Source organism: Halomonas sp. KX33721 (genome assembly GCF_001596805.1).
In the GTDB taxonomy this organism is placed as follows: Bacteria; Pseudomonadota; Gammaproteobacteria; order Pseudomonadales; family Halomonadaceae; genus Vreelandella; species Vreelandella aquamarina.
Map to the genome: position 1 here is coordinate 30,533 of NZ_LVIA01000032.1, position 16,481 is coordinate 47,013.

Here is a 16,481-nt window from a genome sequence, read left to right on the forward strand (position 1 = left end):
TTGTCAAGGGTGGCAGTTAGTGCCACCCTGATGCTTCACTCTGACACTTTTGTGACTATGCAGCCGCTCACTCAATTAGGCAACGCCCTTCTTCGCACTCTCCGAGATCACCTCCGTCCGCTCATAGCTTATCACTTGCTGTTTACCCTACTGGCCTCTGCCTTATTGGTACCGGCCGTTGCCTGGGTATCGCAACGCTTTTTGGCACAGCTAAACCGCACGGTGGTCACCACGGATGCACTCTTAGCGCTGCTCTTCAGCCCATTAGGGCTATTGGTCATGCTGGTGGGCCTTGGCTTTACGTTTTTACTCATTTACTGGCAGCAGGCTGGCATGTTGCAAGTGGCTGTCCGGCCAAAAGATAACCATTACCGGCTAGCGTTCGAGGCGCTCTGGTTGAGCACACGACGGCTTCCCGCTCTGGCGGTGCTGGTGATTCTCCAGGTCGGGGCTCACCTATTGCTGCTTGCCCCTTTTATGATGGCGCTTACCTGGCTATACGATCTATGGCTTAGCGGTGTCGACCCCTACTATTTGCAGCGCATTCGCCCTCCTGTGCTGTGGTACTTTTTAGCTTGCGCGACACCGTTGGTGGTTATCTGGATGATCTTAGCAGCGTGGCTGTATCTGCGCTGGCTGCTGGCACTGCCACTAGTGTCGCTGGAATCTTGCTCACCGTATCAAGCACTCACGCGAAGCGTTTATTTAACACGTGGCTGGCACCGCTCTATTGGAGTGGCTGTGCTCACCCTGCTACTGATCATTATTAGCTTACCCATTATTACCACATGGCTGTTTGACACGCTGGTCACGCCCTTATTGTGGTGGCTACCAGAGCACAACACGGTGCTGATTCCAGCGATGCTGGCCTATTTAACCGGCTATGTGCTGGTAACACTCACCATCACTTTCCTCGGTATTGCTACTAACGCTCTGCTGTCCGCCTGCCTCTACTTACAGCTGGCCCATCACGAACCACGCCCTGCGCCGCCTTCCCACGATGCCCACCCTGGACGCATGGCATGGGCGATTGAACTTAGCGTGCTGCTGCTCGCAGGGCTACAGGCGTGGTGGATTCTTAACAGTTTTGAGATTCGCGATAACGTGGCCATCATCGCCCATCGCGGAAGCTCCATGGTGGCACCGGAAAACACCCTTGCTGCCGTGTCTCAAGCGCTGGAGGATGGCGCTGACGCCGTAGAGCTGGATGTTCGCCTGAGTGCCGATAATCAGGTCATGCTCTATCACGACCGAACGCTCGCCCGCCTCACCAGTGATCCTCGAGAATTTGGCGACCTCACCCGTAGCGAACTCAGCGAGTTTGATGTGGGTAGTTGGTTTGGCGACGCCTTTCAAGGGGAGCGCATAGCGGGGCTGGATGAAGCGTTGGCCGCCGTCCGCGGGCGCGCATCGCTGATGATCGATATGAAAGCCTACCGGGACAAGAAGAGAGGCTGGCACAAGCAGTCATCGATGCACTGGGGCAGGAAAGCGACATACGCTATCGCTGCTGGGCCACCCAGCACGAAGCACTAACAGCCGTGACGGCCTGCGGCTTTCCTAACGCACTGATGGATATGCGTCTGGCGACCACGTCGCCTGCACTGGTGCGCTACATCAAGCAACAGGCCCCGGGGCTGCGTGTTACTCTGCTAGCACAGCTCATTCTTCCAGGCACCCTAGACCGACGCCAATTTGATGCATTAGGCCTGCGGCATAACCGCATTAGCGCCCAAGAGGTGCGCCTGGCGGCGCTTTTCGGTTACGAGATTCATGCCTGGACGGTCAACGATCGGGCGCGCATGTCGGCGCTGATAGACCTCGGCGTTGATGCCATCATTACCGATTATCCTGATCGCTTGCACGCCTTAACAGAAGACCGCCGTGCGCTAAGCGACGGCGGTCTTATGCTGGTCAAGCTACGCAACTGGTTACGTCAGTAACAGTCGGGGCGTCGTTTACTCACCCATCACGACGCCTTCCCGACGCGGGTCGGCACCACCAAACAGTGTGCCATCCTCCAATCGCCGAATCGCCTGAAGGCCGCTCGTGAGCTCACGTTCGCTCACGTTGTGACCCCGCTCACGCAGCGATTCGATGATCTCTTCAGGGAAGCGACCCTCCTCTAAGTAAACATCACCACCCAACGTAATCGCATGGGGAAGACTCAGCGCTTCCTGAGCGTTCAACCCCCAATCGCGCATCGCTGCCAATGTCCGAGCAGTATAGTGGATGATCGCGGCGCCACCAGGGGAGCCGAGGCTCGCCACCAACGCACCGGTTTCCTGATCAAATACCAAGGTGGGGCTCATACTAGAGCGTGGCCGCTTACCAGGCTCCACTCGGTTAGCCACCGGCTGCCCGTCCACCTCAGGAGTAAAAGAGAAATCCGTCAGCTCGTTATTCAATAAATAGCCGCCAGGCAGGTCAGTGCCGCCATCTGCCAGAATACGTGAACCAAAGGCTTGCTCAATGGTGGTCGTCATCGCAATCGCATTGCCATCGGCATCCACAATGCTGATATGGCTGGTGCCATACTCAGGTTGCTCGGGCTGGCTGGCAAAGCTAACGGTCAATTCACCTGGATTGCCCGGTTCGGCGCTCTCACCCATGCTCTCTTCACCGATTAGCTCGCTGCGTTTACCAAGGTAGTCAGGCGCTAGCATGAGCGACCAGTCACCGCCCGGTGCCTCGACAAAGTCAGGGTCAGCGATGTAGCGGCCCCGGTCAGCAAACGCCAGCCGCGAGGCTTCTAGAAATTGATGCAGCCAGCCACTACTGGTCACGCCATTTTCCAGCGGCGCCTCCAACAGCGGTTGCTGGTCCAGCATACCGAGAATTTGCATGATCGTTAGATGGCCAGAAGAGGGAGGAGGAAACCCGCACACTTCCCACTGCTGCCAGGGGGTGCATAGCGGCTCACGCTCAAGAGATTGGTAACCACTGATGTCATCAAGCGAGATCTTACCGGGTCGAACCGGATGCGACTGCACCTGCTCAACGAGATCCTCCGCGACCTCACCTTCATAAAAGGCAGCGCTGCCCTCTTCTGCAATGCGACGCAAAATAGCGGCTAAGGCAGGATTTTTTAGTGTGGTGCCCACTTCCAGGGGCTCTCCATCGGCGGAGTAATAAAACGCTTGAGCCAGGTCGTTTTCGCGCAGATATTCGTCATTAGCCAGGCTGGTGTGCAGCCGCTGGCTCACCGCGAACCCCTCTTCCGCCAGTGTAATCGCGGGGGTAAAGAGTTCTTGCCAAGCCAACTGGCCGTGCTCAGCATGGGCCTGTTCCAACATACGCAAGGTACCGGGCACGCCCACCGACAACCCGCTGGCGACCGCTTCCATAAAAGGCAGCGGCTCGCCATCTTCCATAAAGAGCTCGCCGGTTACGGCGGCAGGCGCCGTTTCACGGCCATCATAAGCCTGTACATCAGCACCATCAAAGTGCATCAAAAATGCGCCGCCACCAATCCCACTGGATTGCGGCTCCACCAGAGTTAATACCATTTGTACGGCGACCGCCGCATCAATGGCATTCCCCCCAGCCTTGAGCACCTGATAGCCCGCGTCGGTAGCCAGCGGGTTAGCCGCCGCCACCGCGAAGGAGTCTGCCGCCCATCCCGGCTTCTCCTCAAAGCCTGACCCTACTTCCGGTGTAATGGAGGGTGTTTCGTAACCAAACCCCCAACTCACCATTGGCGCCAGCAGTAAACCAGTGAGTGAGAGTGCCCTTTTTGGCAGCATAACCTTTCTCCTTAAACCGTGTCTCAGACGTGAATCACCAAGGCGTAACCGCCTTTTGAGCGCTCAAGCAATAGCGTAGCCTATAAAACGACTGCGCCCGGCACAATGGCCAGGCGCAAAATAGCAAGCACGCTAATCAAGCTGAAGGAGGCTAAGCAATAGTTTCCCCCGCCAACATGAACCACGTTTCCAGCACTGCATCGGGGTTGAGTGACACGGAGTCAATGCCCTGCTCCATCAACCACTTGGCAAGATCCGGGTGGTCCGAAGGGCCTTGGCCGCAGATCCCCACGTACTTACCTTTCTCTTTACAGGCCTTAATAGCCATGGCCAGCAGCTTTTTCACCGCGGGGTTACGTTCGTCAAACAAGTGCGCGACGATGCCCGAGTCTCGATCCAAACCCAGCGTTAACTGGGTAAGGTCATTCGAGCCAATGGAGAAGCCATCGAAATACTCGAGGAACTCGTCCGCCAATAGCGCGTTGGCAGGCAATTCACACATCATGATGACCTTCAAACCATCAGGGTGCTCATCACCGCCACGCTGCAAACCGTTAGCCGCTAGCAGATCGACTACTTCACGCGCTTCATCCGTGGTGCGCACAAACGGCACCATGATTTCGACGTTGGTCAGCCCCATGTCGTCACGCACACGTTTCAGCGCGCGACATTCGAGCTCGAAACAAGGACGAAATGCCTCGGAGATATAGCGAGAAGCCCCACGGAAACCCAGCATAGGGTTCTCTTCACCGGGCTCGTAGAGTTTGCCGCCTATCAGGTTTTCATACTCGTTGGACTTAAAATCCGACAACCGAACGATCACGCGCTGCGGATGAAAAGCAGCAGCTAGCGTGGAAATTCCCTCCACCAGCTTATCGACGTAGAAGCTCACCGGATCGGCGTAACCAGCAGTACGTAGATCGATCACCTGCTGTAGATCAGCAGGCAGCGTATCGTACTCAAGCAGCGCTTTCGGGTGCACACCAATCATGCGATTGATGATGAATTCAAGACGCGCCAAGCCAACGCCTGCATGGGGCAAACTAGCGAAACCGAAAGCGCGATCCGGGTTGCCCACGTTCATCATAATTTTAAACGGAATCTCCGGCATGGAATCAACGCTGGACACGTTGCAGTCAAAAGCCAGCAACCCTTCATAAACGTGGCCGGTATCCCCTTCCGCACACGAAACCGTAACGTCAATGCCTTCTTGTAGCTGCGTGGTCGCATCGCCACAGCCAACCACCGCAGGAATGCCCAATTCCCGGGCAATAATCGCCGCGTGGCAGGTACGCCCACCACGGTTAGTCACGATTGCCGAGGCGCGCTTCATGATGGGCTCCCAATCTGGGTCCGTCATGTCGGTGACCAAGATGTCGCCTTCTTGAATTTTGTCCATCTCGTCTGGGCTGAGGACAATCTTAACTGCCCCGCTGCCGATACGCTGGCCAATGGCACGGCCAGTAATCAGCGTGCGCCCTTTCTCACGCAGTTGGAAGCGCTCAAGCTTACCGCCCTCCTGCTGTGACACGACGGTTTCAGGACGCGCTTGAACGATATAGAGCTTGCCGTCATCGCCATCCAATGCCCACTCAATATCCATCGGGCGCTGGTAGTGTTGCTCAATGGTCACTGCTTGACGAGCAAGATCCATCACCTGCTCATCGTTGATGCAGAAGCGGCCACGGTCTTTGAAAGGCACGTCAACGGTTTCAACAGATTTACCGGCGCTGGCATCTTGGCCGTAAACCATCTTGATCAACTTGGACCCTAACGTGCGGCGCAGAACGGCCGGGCGGCCAGCAGCCAGGGTGGGCTTGTGAACATAGAACTCGTCAGGATTGACGGCTCCCTGCACCACGGTTTCGCCCAGCCCCCAAGAGGCCGTGACAAAAACGGCATCACGGTAGCCAGATTCGGTATCCAGGGTAAACATAACGCCTGATGCGCCGGTTTCAGAGCGCACCATCTTTTGAACGCCCGCTGACAGCGCAACATTCTCGTGGGCGTAGCCACGATGCACACGGTAGGAGATGGCGCGATCGTTAAACAGCGAGGCAAACACTTCATGCACCGCATGTTTGATATTGGCAAAACCTTCAATGTTCAAGAAGGTTTCCTGCTGCCCAGCGAAGGAGGCATCGGGAAGGTCTTCCGCCGTGGCGGAGCTGCGCACGGCTACTTTGAGGCTTGGATGTTGCGTTTGGAGCTGTTCGTAGGCATCGCGAAGCGCGGCTTCAAAGCCAGGCGGCAGCGGTGTATCAATGATCCACTGACGAATCGTTTTTCCTGCCTCAGCCAGTGCTTTGACATCATCGACATCTAAACGAGCAAGCTTGTCATTAATGCGGTCGTTCAGACCTTCGTGAGAGAGAAACTCGCGGTATGCGTGAGCAGTGGTCGCGAAGCCGCCTGGCACCGTGACGCCTACACCCGATAAATTGGAAATCATTTCGCCAAGCGAAGCGTTTTTACCACCCACGCGTTCGACGTCTGCCATACCTAGCTGATCGAACCACAGAATGTACTCTTCCACGCAACCCCCTCGCTTTTAGACTTCGTTACGACCCGTTGGGACGACACTAATAGACGTTGTCACCCTAGCACTGCGGCAGCGTATTCGCCATTGGTCTAACAGCGAAGGGAGTGGAGGATTTTTACAACAAATACACAAAATTAGCGTTTTATGTAGTATCGACTAGGCGTTGTGCTCATCGTTTGCACAGCACACAATAGCTTATCTATGAACATGGCAGACTGGCGGATCAGGTTATGAAACGAACAGCTTTCTTTATTTCGGATGGCACCGGCATCACCGCAGAAAGCTTAGGGCGCAGTCTCTTAGCGCAGTTCAGTGATGTGGAGATCAATATGCTGACTAAACCGTATATTGATACGGTTGAAAAAGCACAGGCACTGGCACAGATTATCGAATCGACCGCCGTACGCGATGGCTGTAGACCGATTATCATTGATACGATTGTGGATCAACAGATTCGTAACGTTATCCGCCAAGCGTCGGGGTTTAAGGTCGATATTTTTTCGACGTTTCTAGAACCCCTTGAGCAGGAGCTGGAAACGCACTCTTCCTACAGCGTCGGCAGAACACACTCCATCGGTAGCGACGACGTATATATGGATCGCATCCACTCGGTTCACTTTGCACTCGATAACGACGATGGAGCACGCACCCACCAATACGACAAAGCCGATATTATTCTAGTGGGGGTTTCCCGCTGTGGTAAAACGCCGACCTCACTCTACTTGGCGCTGCAGTTCGGCATTCGCGCCGCGAACTATCCGCTCACCGAAGATGACCTGGATGAAGATGGCAGCTTGAAGCTACCCAAAGCGCTGGCACCTCATCGGCACAAGCTGTTTGGCCTTACCATTGATGCACGCCGACTCTCGGCCATTCGTAATGAACGCCGCCCCAATAGCCGCTATAGCTCGATGGATCAGTGCTTACAAGAAGTAGAGCAGGCAGAATCGCTGTACCGGGCAATGCATATTCCGTTTATTGATACGACGCGATTTTCAATAGAAGAGATCTCTACGCGCATGATTGCGGAAACCGGCCTAGCGAGGCGGTTCTCACCCCGCTAGGATTGCGCTAGCTTACATGCCCTTGGGAGCAAAAATTCCAGGGGCATTACGCCAGTAGCCTTTGTAGTCCATACCAAAACCAAACACGTAACGGTCGGCCACTTCTAGGCTGCAGTAATCTGCTTTTAATCCCGGAACGGCTTTGCGGTCGTGCTGCTTGTCGACCAACACTGCGGTAGTCACACTGGCCGCCTGGGCTTCTTTGCAGTATTCCAGAATGGCCGCTAGGGTTGCGCCTTCATCGAGGATGTCGTCAACAATCACTACATGTCGGCCCGCCATGGGAATTTCAGGCGATACGCGCCAGAAAAGCTCACCGCCGCGCAGCTCGTTGCGGTAACGGGTCGCATGTAAATAGTCCACTTCCAGCGGAAAACCAAGACGCGTCAGCAGATGCCCCGTGGTAATGAGCCCGCCATTCATAACGCAGTAAAACACCGGTAGCTTGTCGCCCAAGTCTCGCGTGATCTCTTCCGCCATGCGATCCAACGCTCGCTCAACCTGCTCTTGTGAAATCAGGCAGTCGGCGTTATCCATCAACTCACGCATAGAATCTAACGATTCAAGCGCTTCTTTATCCAACTTGGACATGCTACTTCTCCAAAAACATCTAATAAGAAAACGGTATAAAAATGGAATTAATTCGCTAGCGCTTCGAGCTTGGCATGCGTGCGGCGCCAACGGCCGAGTGCAGCCAGTGCATCCAGTTCAGGCCTAGCACGGCCGTAACGCAGCTTGGCAGGCCGTTTATTCAGCACCCCTTGGCAGGCCCCTAGTACCTCAATGGCTGCCGCTCGGTCATTGCAGATCAGCAACATATCGCAGCCAGCGGCCAGCGCCGCTTTGGCACGCTCAGCCGGGCCGCCTGCCTCATGCGCCCCCGTCATGCTTAAATCATCGGAAAAAATACACCCTTTGAACCCCAATGATTCACGCAGCATGCCTAACCAGTTGGGTGAGAACCCTGCAGGGCGAGTATCAAACGCTGAATAAGTCACGTGGGCAGGCATGACACCGTTCAACACACCCGCTAACTCGCGAAACGGCACGAGGTCTCGGGCTTTCAGCTCGGCCAGGGGTCGCTCATCCACTGGCAGCGCAATATGGGAATCCGCCGCCACTCCGCCATGGCCAGGAAAATGCTTACCAACTGCCGCCATGCCAGCTTCATGCAAGCCTTCGATAAAGGCGCGCCCTAGTTGGGCGACATGCTCTGGATCGCTGCTGAAACTACGGTCGCCAATGACGCTGGAGATACCGCTCTCAACATCCAACACTGGCGCAAAACTCATATCCAACCCACAGGCGGCCATTTCCATCCCCAGCAGCCAGCCTGTGTCTTTGGCTAAGGTGAGCCCTGCTACTGGGTCGCTGGCATACAGATCGCCAATTCGCGCCATGGCGGGCAGCTTGGTCACCCCTTTTTTGATCCGCTGGACTCGACCGCCCTCTTGGTCAATACCTAGCAGTAGATCACCACGCACACGACGAATACTGCTGCAGAGCTGCCGCACTTGGTACGCATCTTCGACATTACGGGCGAACAGGATAACGCCGCCCACCGCAGGGTCTTTTAGCAATGTCTTTTCAGCGTTGGATAACTGCGGCCCTTCTAGGTCAAGCATGACCGGGCCAATGGGTTGCGTCATGGGGAGGATCCGACAAAAAGGGCGCCATTTTAGACTAACCGCTTAGCGTGTCAAAATTCTGGCAGGACGCCCGGAAGTGGGCTTAATGCAACCAAACCGGCGTACCGGGTTGGGCGTGTGCAAACAGGTAGTGTAAATCGTGATTTCGCAGGCGGATGCAGCCGTGAGAGGCAGCCACACCCATCGGTTGTTCTTCAGGCGTGCCGTGCAAATAAATGTAGCGCCGCTGGGAGTCCACGTCAGCGCCGCGGTTAACGCCGCGCTCCAGCCCGCAGAGCCACATAATGCGCGTTAGAATCCAGTCTCGCTCAGGGTAATTGGTCGCCAATTCAGGCGAAAATACTTCGCCAGTCCATCGGCGACCACGAAATACCGCATTATCAGGCAAGTCCTTGCCGATAGACGCACGGACATAGTGCCAGCCCAGCGGTGTTTGGCCGCTACCCTCTTGCTGCCCTACGCCAGCAACCCCAGTGGAGATCGCGCACTCATAGTTCACTTCCTTTCCCTGCCACCAGCGCAACCGCTGCCGCTGGGTGTCAATCTCCACCCAACCAGATTGGGAAGGCGGTAATTCAGCTAGCCTGGGCGTTGCCATGGTTTCCCTCTTCAACCGCAGCCGGTAGCGGCGCGTTCATCGCAGCAACAACGACTGGACGTAGCCGCCGCACAAGGTCACGCACCGTCACCTGCTCTTGATAATCCTTTGCAGCAATATCACGCAGGGCATCCAGTCCTGAGAGCGTAAATATCACTGTGCCTAGCATAAAGTGTAGCCGCCAAAAGCGCTCGGCGTCCGGCAGCTCAGGCGTGGCTTTACGCACCAGCTCGGTAAAACGGGTAAATACATCGCCATACTGCTGCTGAATATAGCGACGCAGATGCCCTTGCGCCTGACTGTAGGCTAACCCTAGTAGCCGCATAAATACCTTCAGGCTATTACGTTCGGCGGGCACTGCCAGTACCGTAGTGGCCATGGTCTCTAACAGCACTTCTAGAGGAATAGGCTGGCCTTGATAGTGAGCTTCTAGCTCGTCCAGTGCGGTGTGAAAACGCTCTGAAAATGGATCGAGATAGCGGGAAAACACCGCTTGAATTAGCGCTTTTTTGGAACCAAAGTGGTAGTTCACGGCCGCCAAATTAACCCGGGCCTTGCTGGTGATATTACGCAGCGACGTCTCGGCAAAGCCTCGCTCTGCAAACAGTACCTCTGCAGTATCTAAAATACGCGTTACCGTATCCGATTGGGCCATAGCGCCCTCCAAAAAACAGGTGTTTTAAACATAGCTGAATACTATGTCATAACCCCTGCTGGCTCAATCTCTTATCCAAAGGGTAGTAAGCGTTAACTAAACACTTAACGACTGTCTCGGTTGGGTGTAACTCGTCATGTACTGGACAGAGCAACATACTGTATACTTAAACACATACTGATTAAGCCGACATGTAGCTACTGTCTTTTCACTGTTTTGGAGTTTGGTATGTCGCGTCCACTCACAGCACGTCAGCAGCACGTATTTGATTTTATTGTTAAGACCATGGGTGAGCTTGGCTACCCCCCTACCCGCGCCGAAATTGCCAAAGCGCTGGGATTCCGCTCGCCTAACGCAGCAGAAGAGCATTTGCGTGCGCTCGAGCGCAAAGGCGCTATTCGTATAATTCGCAATACATCACGAGGCATCCGCTTACCTAACCAGGAGCCGCAGGAGCTTACTGAAACGCCAGCGGCTGCAGCACCTGCTACTAATGAGCCGCTGCCCAATGGGCTTCCTGTGATTGGTGAGGTCGCCGCTGGCAGCCCTATCCTTGCGGCTGAACATATTGACCGTTACTGCCCGCTGCCCGCTGAGTACTTCACGCCTAAAGCAGATTACCTGCTACGGGTGCGCGGCCTATCCATGAAAGATGTAGGCATTCTTGAAGGCGACCTTCTGGCCGTGCATCGCACTGACCGCGTTCGCGATGGGCAAATTGTCGTGGCACGACTAGAAGACGAAGTAACAGTCAAGCGTTTTAAACGCCAAGGGCATCAAGTAACACTGATTGCCGAGAACGCAGATTTCGCACCAATTGAGATCGACCTACGCACTCAGCAGCTTGATATTGAAGGCGTGGGTGTTGGTGTTATTCGCGGTGGTAATGGGCAAGCGCTTGGCTAGTTGCCCAACCTGTAAGGCAGGCTACTGCAAGTCGATATAGCGGTGGTCATTAAAGGTGGCCACCCAGCTTGGGTGGTACACTAGTAAAATACTCAGCAGCATACCGGTTATAAATGCCTCTGACGGCATCAGTAACGGTAAAAAGCGGGCATACTCTTGGGCGAGATAGACGGCCTCGGGATCAGTGCCCGCTACGATAATCAGCGCAACAGCAGATAGCCCTCCCCCTAAGGTCGCCAAGGCCGTTCCAAAAAAGCCACAAGCAAATAAAAACACCATCAAATTATCAGGCAACCGACGGTCAACGATTCGCCATACAAAACCGGTCACGGTCGCAGGCACAATACCTGTCACCAGCATATTTGCCCCCATTAGCGACCAATCGTTTCTGCCAATAGCTACCATGGCGACATTAATCATCACGTTGCTGATCAACGCCAGCGGCATTTTAAAGACTAGCGTCATCAGCACCGTAAACACCAAGTGAAGCGTTAACCAGTCCACCGCTTGCGCACGCAATTGCCACATCAACATGACGGCCAACGTAGCTGCCATCCAGCGGTGCTGAAGCGCTGTATCCTCAAGTAGTGGCCGCCAGGGGCGCAGGCATAAGCACCAGACGATGACACCCAACGATAAAAGCCACGTCATCACGAGTGCCCACGGTGCCAATACGCTTTGTGCAAACGACATAGCGCCCCCCTTCTGCCGATTAGCTAAAAACGACCGTTTTGTTGCCGTGAATTAGCACGCGATCTTCTAGGTGCCAACGCAGCCCCCGCGCCAATACCGCTTTTTCCACATCGCGACCAAAACGTACCAAATCAGTAGGCGTGTGACAGTGGCTGACCCGGTGAATGTCCTGCTCAATTATGGGGCCTGCATCCAGCTCTTCTGTCACATAGTGGCAAGTTGCCCCAATCAGTTTCACGCCCCGCTCATAGGCTTGATGATACGGCTTGGCACCCGCAAAGGAAGGCAAGAAGCTGTGATGAATGTTAATCACGCGCCCTGCATACCGTTCACAAAGCGAAGGTGGCAGAATTTGCATATAGCGTGCCAGCACTATGCAGTCAGCGCGGGCAGCATCAATCTGCTCCTGCACCTGTTCAAAAGCCTTTTGTTTATTAGCCGGGTCAACTGGTACATGATGATAAGGGATGCCATACCATTCAGTCAGCGAGCGCATATCATCGTGATTAGAGATAACGCCGACAATATCGCAATCCAACTCACCTGCCTGCCAGCGGTAGAGAAGGTCCACCAAGCAGTGGGATTCCCGAGACACCATCAACACCACACGGCGGCGCTTTTGGGTATCCACCAGCGACCACTGCATATCAAATTCAGCCGCCACCGGCTCAAACGACGTGCGCAGTGCTTCCGCCGACATACCCAGAGAATCCGCCAGAATCTCGTAACGCATAAAAAAGCGGCCAGTCTCTAAGTCAGAGTGCTGGCTGGCTTCGGTAATTGAGCCGCCTTGTTGAGCAATAAAACTTGAGACACGCGCCACGATGCCCACTTGATCTGGGCAGGAAACAACTAAACGATAGTAATGAGACATAACAAACACTCTTAACGTATTTAACGGCACGCTCGCCAAGCACCTGCCTACCAGCAGGTAAACCACATTAGCGGCGGTAGTGTACCGTAAGCACGATGAGGAAGCACCGTGGTCAGGTGCCGCGATGATTGTTACCCGCCCCCCGCTTCCCGTATAGTTAAGGAATTACTTTCTAGGCTTTTCATAACTGATGCATCCATCCCGCGTTCAACTTCGTCCCCGTCGTCGCCCGCCCCTGCGCCTACTCCCGCTAGGTGGATGTGGTGAAATTGGAATGAATCTTACGCTGTATGGATACGACGACCAGTGGATCGCCGTAGATTGCGGCATGATGATTCGCCAAGACCTGCCCAACTCGCCGCTGCAAGTACCTAATACCGATACCCTAGAGGCACTGAAGATCACACCTAAGGCGCTGTTTATCACCCATGGTCATGAAGATCATATTGGTGCGGTGGCGTGGCTATGGCCCAAATGGGGTTGCCCTATCTTTGCCACTCCTCTCGCAGCAGGGCTATTGCGTTACAAATTCGCCGAACACCAGCTCAGCAGCGCCTCCATTGAAGTGATTGAACCAGGCGATGCGGTGGAGAGCGGGCCATTTACACTGCGCTACTTGAGTGTTACCCACTCCATCCCCGAAAGCTGCTCCATCATGATGCAGGCGGGTGATTACCGCATACTGCACACCGGCGACTGGAAACTCGACCCCAACCCACTGATTGGCGCCCCCGTGAACGCTGCCCAGTTTAGAGCACTGGCGCCGGTGGATCTTCTGGTAGGTGACTCGACCAATGCGCCAATGCCAGGGCAGTCGGGCAGCGAGGGGGATGTTGCCAAGGCGCTTTCCACCACATTGAAAGCGTGTAAAGGCCGCGTGGTAGTGTCCTGTTTTGCTAGCAACCTAGCGCGCGTACTGGCCATTGGCTTAGCGGCCCAAGCGTGTGGCCGTCGCGTTAGTTTGATGGGCCGCTCAATGGAGCGCATGGTCAGTGTTGCTAGAGGCCTTGGTTATCTGGATAACTTCCCCCCCCTGGTGCCACCCCATGATTTGGGCTATCTACCACCGGAGGAGGTCGTGATTATTGCCACCGGTAGCCAAGGCGAGCCTCGCGCTGCCTTGCAGCGTTTAGCGCAGCGTCGACACCCCTTTGTGGACTTGGAACCCGGCGATAGCGTGATTTTTTCCGCCAAAACAATTCCAGGCAATGAGCGCCCTATCGAGCAGCTTAAAAAACGTTTACTGCAACTCGGTGTCACGCTGTTCGACGAAATGAACCACCCCGAGCTTCATGCCACCGGCCACCCCGCTCAGGAAGAGCTGAAAAAGCTCTACCAGTGGGTGAGGCCCAAAATGCTACTGCCGGTACATGGTGAAGCGCGCCATCAGGAGGCGCACCAAGCGCTTGCTGAGGAGCTAGGTATCAGAGCGCCGCTAGCACCGGTGAATGGCGATATGATCGTGCTTGACCACCAAGGGCTGCGCTGCGAAACGCGCTACCCACAGCCGCCTTGCATTGTTAACCAAAATAGCGTCGTGCCTCACCCTGGCCTTGAGAGCAGCCATCCCACTGCCCGTCGTGGCAGTCTGTTTCTAGCGCTACCGGTAGCAGCAACAGAAACGGGATGGTGTCGTATTGGTCGTCTGATGCTTGACGCCAACGGCGCAAGCCCTATGGATGAAGATAGCTTCAGCGAGTGGCTGGATGAGCAGCTAGAAGAGATTGAGGCAGACACCTTGGCTGATTTGCGCCATGCGCTGCAGCCAAGGCTGGTGCACTGGCTGGCTAACCACTTGCAACATATGCCAGACGTGCACCTGCAGATCATGGCCGCTGAAATGCCGACCATCGAAGAGTTAAACGACGAGCCTTAAACACAGGTGTTACCAGCGTTCAGCATCCTGCTGATCGGTGTGGCGCTCTTTAACCCAGTACGCCCCCTGCTTGGAGTGCTCTTTCTTCCAAAACGGCGCCTGGGTTTTTAAATAATCCATAATGAAATCGCAGGCCTCAAACGCATCGCGGCGGTGCGCGCTTGCCACCAGCACTCTAACGATAGGGTCGCCCGGGGATAAGTCGCCCACCCGATGAATAACACGCACCGCCTGCAGCGCCCAGCGCTGCCAGGCTTGCTCAGCAATTTGCGTTAAGGTGCGCTCAGTCATTCCTGGATAGTGCTCAAGGGTTAACCCCGTTACGTCGGGCGTCTCGTTAAAATCTCGCACTAACCCGGTGAACGTCACAATCGCACCAATGTCGGTGCGCTGGCGCAGCGCGCTCTCATAGCCGTACGCCATTGAAAACGGAGCGGACTGCACTTCTACCGCGATGTCTGGCAATGTCGGCTCGCTAACAGACACGGCTTAGCCTCCCGTTACCGGTGGAAAAAAGGCCACTTCGTCATCATCAGTGATACGAGCGCTATCATTTGCCATCACTTGGTTAATGGCACATAGAGTGCGCTGATCAGCCAGCACGGAAAAGCGTGCATCCTGGGCGCTAAGCGCAGCTTTTAGCCCGGCCACATCGCGACTTGGCAGCTTATCAAGCCCAATGGCCAGATCGCTCTCACCGACCCGCTCACGCAGCTCTGCCAAAAACTTGACGCGCACACAGGGCGAGGCACAGCGCTCACCTAAGCTTACCTCTCCCACTGCGCCTTCACCGGTGACAATGGGCGTGACCATCTCACGCTCCCGCTGATAGTCACCACGCAATCCGCCTCGCTTGCTGTCGAGCTGCACAGCTTCAATGCGCATCTCTTTATCAACGGCTTTACACATATCGTAAAGCGTCAGGCAAGCAACCGAAACGGCCGTCAACGCTTCCATCTCGACGCCCGTGCGCCCGTTCAAGCGACACATGGCCGATACATTCACCCAGCCATTTGCATGGTCAATATCGAAATCCACCGCTACTTTGGAGAGCGCCAGCGAGTGGCAGAGCGGAATCAGTTCATGAGTTCGCTTCGCTGCTTGAATACCCGCAATACGCGCTGTTGCGAGTACATCCCCTTTGGGCAGCGCCCCATCGCTTAATAGCTGCAGAGTATTGGGCTGCATCACGATTCGCCCAGAGGCAACAGCCTCACGACGGGTCTCGCGCTTATCGCCGACATCAACCATATTCGCTTCGCCGTGCGCGTTCAGGTGGGTTAACTGCATGGTGTCACCTTTTCATCATCAAGCCAGAGTGCGGCGTTGTTGGTCGGCCCACTCACTTACCCAGCGAGCAATCTCTTCACAATTATTTAAAGCCAAGCGGGCCACCGATGGCCTAAGAGCCACCGGCGGCTCAGCAGTAAGCGCAGCCGCCTGCACCCACTCATCGCATAAAATAGCCGGATCGCCTATTCCGTCTCGGTAAAGCACCAGCTTGGGAATAGGCCATGCTTTGAAGCCTTCCACAATCACCAGATCAGGGTGATGCGGCGCCATTAGGGTAAGCAAATAGGCTAAATCAGGCTCCTTCTGCCCTGGCGTCTCCTGCATCAGTGCAAAACGTTGGCGCGATGCAATCAGCATAGGAGTGGCCCCGGCGCTACGCAGCTTGTAGCTGTCTTTACCCGGCTGATCCACATCAAACTGGTGGTGGGCATGTTTAATCACCGCTACCGAAAGGTCCTTTTCGCGCAGTAGAGGTAACAGCTGCTCTAGCAGCGTGGTTTTACCGGTCCCACTCCAGGCTGCCACCCCTAATACGGGAAACGAGCATCGTAGGGCATCACTCATAAGTCACCATTCGCGCCACGG

At 55.2% G+C, this 16,481-nt stretch carries 14 protein-coding genes and 1 pseudogene; 4 read left to right on the plus strand and 11 right to left on the minus strand.

Annotated features, from left to right (window positions below; genetic code table 11):
- Window positions 1–1,943: pseudogene (locus A3220_RS12135) on the plus strand (glycerophosphodiester phosphodiesterase family protein).
- Window positions 1,944–1,958: 15 nt separating this feature from the next.
- Here A3220_RS12135 and ggt read toward each other — a convergent pair.
- Entirely contained in the window at window positions 1,959–3,746 is a 1,788-nt protein-coding gene (gene ggt, locus A3220_RS12140) for a gamma-glutamyltransferase (protein ID WP_062360380.1), read from the minus strand.
- A gap of 151 nt (window positions 3,747–3,897) precedes the next feature.
- Complete coding sequence (ppsA, locus tag A3220_RS12145) at window positions 3,898–6,282, minus strand: phosphoenolpyruvate synthase (protein ID WP_062360382.1); 2,385 nt, start codon at window positions 6,280–6,282, stop codon at window positions 3,898–3,900.
- A 236-nt stretch (window positions 6,283–6,518) separates the two neighbouring features.
- Here ppsA and A3220_RS12150 point away from each other — a divergent pair, with 236 nt between their 5' ends.
- Window positions 6,519–7,352, plus strand: coding sequence for a pyruvate, water dikinase regulatory protein (locus A3220_RS12150; protein WP_044628288.1), 834 nt, complete (start codon window positions 6,519–6,521; stop codon window positions 7,350–7,352).
- A 12-nt stretch (window positions 7,353–7,364) separates the two neighbouring features.
- On the opposite strand, the gene A3220_RS12155 is transcribed toward A3220_RS12150, so the two are convergent.
- The 4 genes from A3220_RS12155 to A3220_RS12170 all read right to left on the minus strand — a co-directional run bounded on the left by A3220_RS12155 (window position 7,365) and on the right by A3220_RS12170 (window position 10,254).
- Entirely contained in the window at window positions 7,365–7,943 is a 579-nt protein-coding gene (locus A3220_RS12155; protein WP_054640851.1) for a hypoxanthine-guanine phosphoribosyltransferase, read from the minus strand.
- Window positions 7,944–7,990: 47 nt separating this feature from the next.
- A complete protein-coding gene (gene nagZ, locus A3220_RS12160; protein ID WP_062360384.1) occupies window positions 7,991–9,001 on the minus strand; it encodes a beta-N-acetylhexosaminidase in 1,011 nt (336 codons plus the stop codon).
- A gap of 82 nt (window positions 9,002–9,083) precedes the next feature.
- Window positions 9,084–9,599 carry a L,D-transpeptidase gene (locus A3220_RS12165; protein WP_054640850.1) on the minus strand — a complete coding sequence of 172 codons (516 nt, stop codon included), beginning with the start codon at window positions 9,597–9,599 and terminating at the stop codon, window positions 9,084–9,086.
- The gene (locus A3220_RS12170) at window positions 9,577–10,254 is read right to left on the minus strand and encodes a TetR/AcrR family transcriptional regulator (RefSeq protein ID WP_044628292.1); all 678 of its coding nucleotides are present in this window, start codon (window positions 10,252–10,254) and stop codon (window positions 9,577–9,579) included. The genes A3220_RS12165 and A3220_RS12170 overlap by 23 nt, the downstream gene beginning before the upstream one ends.
- 228 nt (window positions 10,255–10,482) lie before the next feature.
- Between A3220_RS12170 and lexA the strand changes: the two genes are divergently transcribed.
- Window positions 10,483–11,160 carry a transcriptional repressor LexA gene (gene lexA / locus A3220_RS12175; RefSeq protein WP_044628293.1) on the plus strand — a complete coding sequence of 226 codons (678 nt, stop codon included), beginning with the start codon at window positions 10,483–10,485 and terminating at the stop codon, window positions 11,158–11,160.
- A 21-nt stretch (window positions 11,161–11,181) separates the two neighbouring features.
- Here lexA and A3220_RS12180 read toward each other — a convergent pair whose 3' ends face one another.
- A complete protein-coding gene (locus A3220_RS12180) occupies window positions 11,182–11,853 on the minus strand; it encodes an energy-coupling factor ABC transporter permease (RefSeq protein ID WP_054640849.1) in 672 nt (223 codons plus the stop codon).
- Between the two features lie 19 nt (window positions 11,854–11,872).
- Window positions 11,873–12,727 (minus strand): formyltetrahydrofolate deformylase, encoded by an 855-nt coding sequence (gene purU, locus A3220_RS12185; RefSeq protein WP_054640848.1) that lies wholly within the window; start codon window positions 12,725–12,727, stop codon window positions 11,873–11,875.
- Between the two features lie 274 nt (window positions 12,728–13,001).
- On the opposite strand from purU, the gene A3220_RS12190 reads away from it, so the two are divergent.
- Window positions 13,002–14,603, plus strand: a complete 1,602-nt coding sequence (locus A3220_RS12190; protein ID WP_044628296.1) for a ribonuclease J — start codon at window positions 13,002–13,004, stop codon at window positions 14,601–14,603.
- Between the two features lie 9 nt (window positions 14,604–14,612).
- Here A3220_RS12190 and moaE read toward each other — a convergent pair whose 3' ends face one another.
- From moaE to mobB, 3 genes are read right to left on the minus strand one after another with little or no spacing between them, the layout of a single operon-like run.
- Complete coding sequence (gene moaE / locus A3220_RS12195) at window positions 14,613–15,089, minus strand: molybdopterin synthase catalytic subunit MoaE (RefSeq protein WP_074210515.1); 477 nt, start codon at window positions 15,087–15,089, stop codon at window positions 14,613–14,615.
- Between the two features lie 3 nt (window positions 15,090–15,092).
- Window positions 15,093–15,893, minus strand: a complete 801-nt coding sequence (gene moaC / locus A3220_RS12200) for a cyclic pyranopterin monophosphate synthase MoaC (RefSeq protein ID WP_062360390.1) — start codon at window positions 15,891–15,893, stop codon at window positions 15,093–15,095.
- 18 nt (window positions 15,894–15,911) lie between these two features.
- Complete coding sequence (gene mobB / locus A3220_RS12205) at window positions 15,912–16,460, minus strand: molybdopterin-guanine dinucleotide biosynthesis protein B (RefSeq protein WP_054644961.1); 549 nt, start codon at window positions 16,458–16,460, stop codon at window positions 15,912–15,914.
- Between the last annotated feature and the right edge of the window lie 21 nt (window positions 16,461–16,481).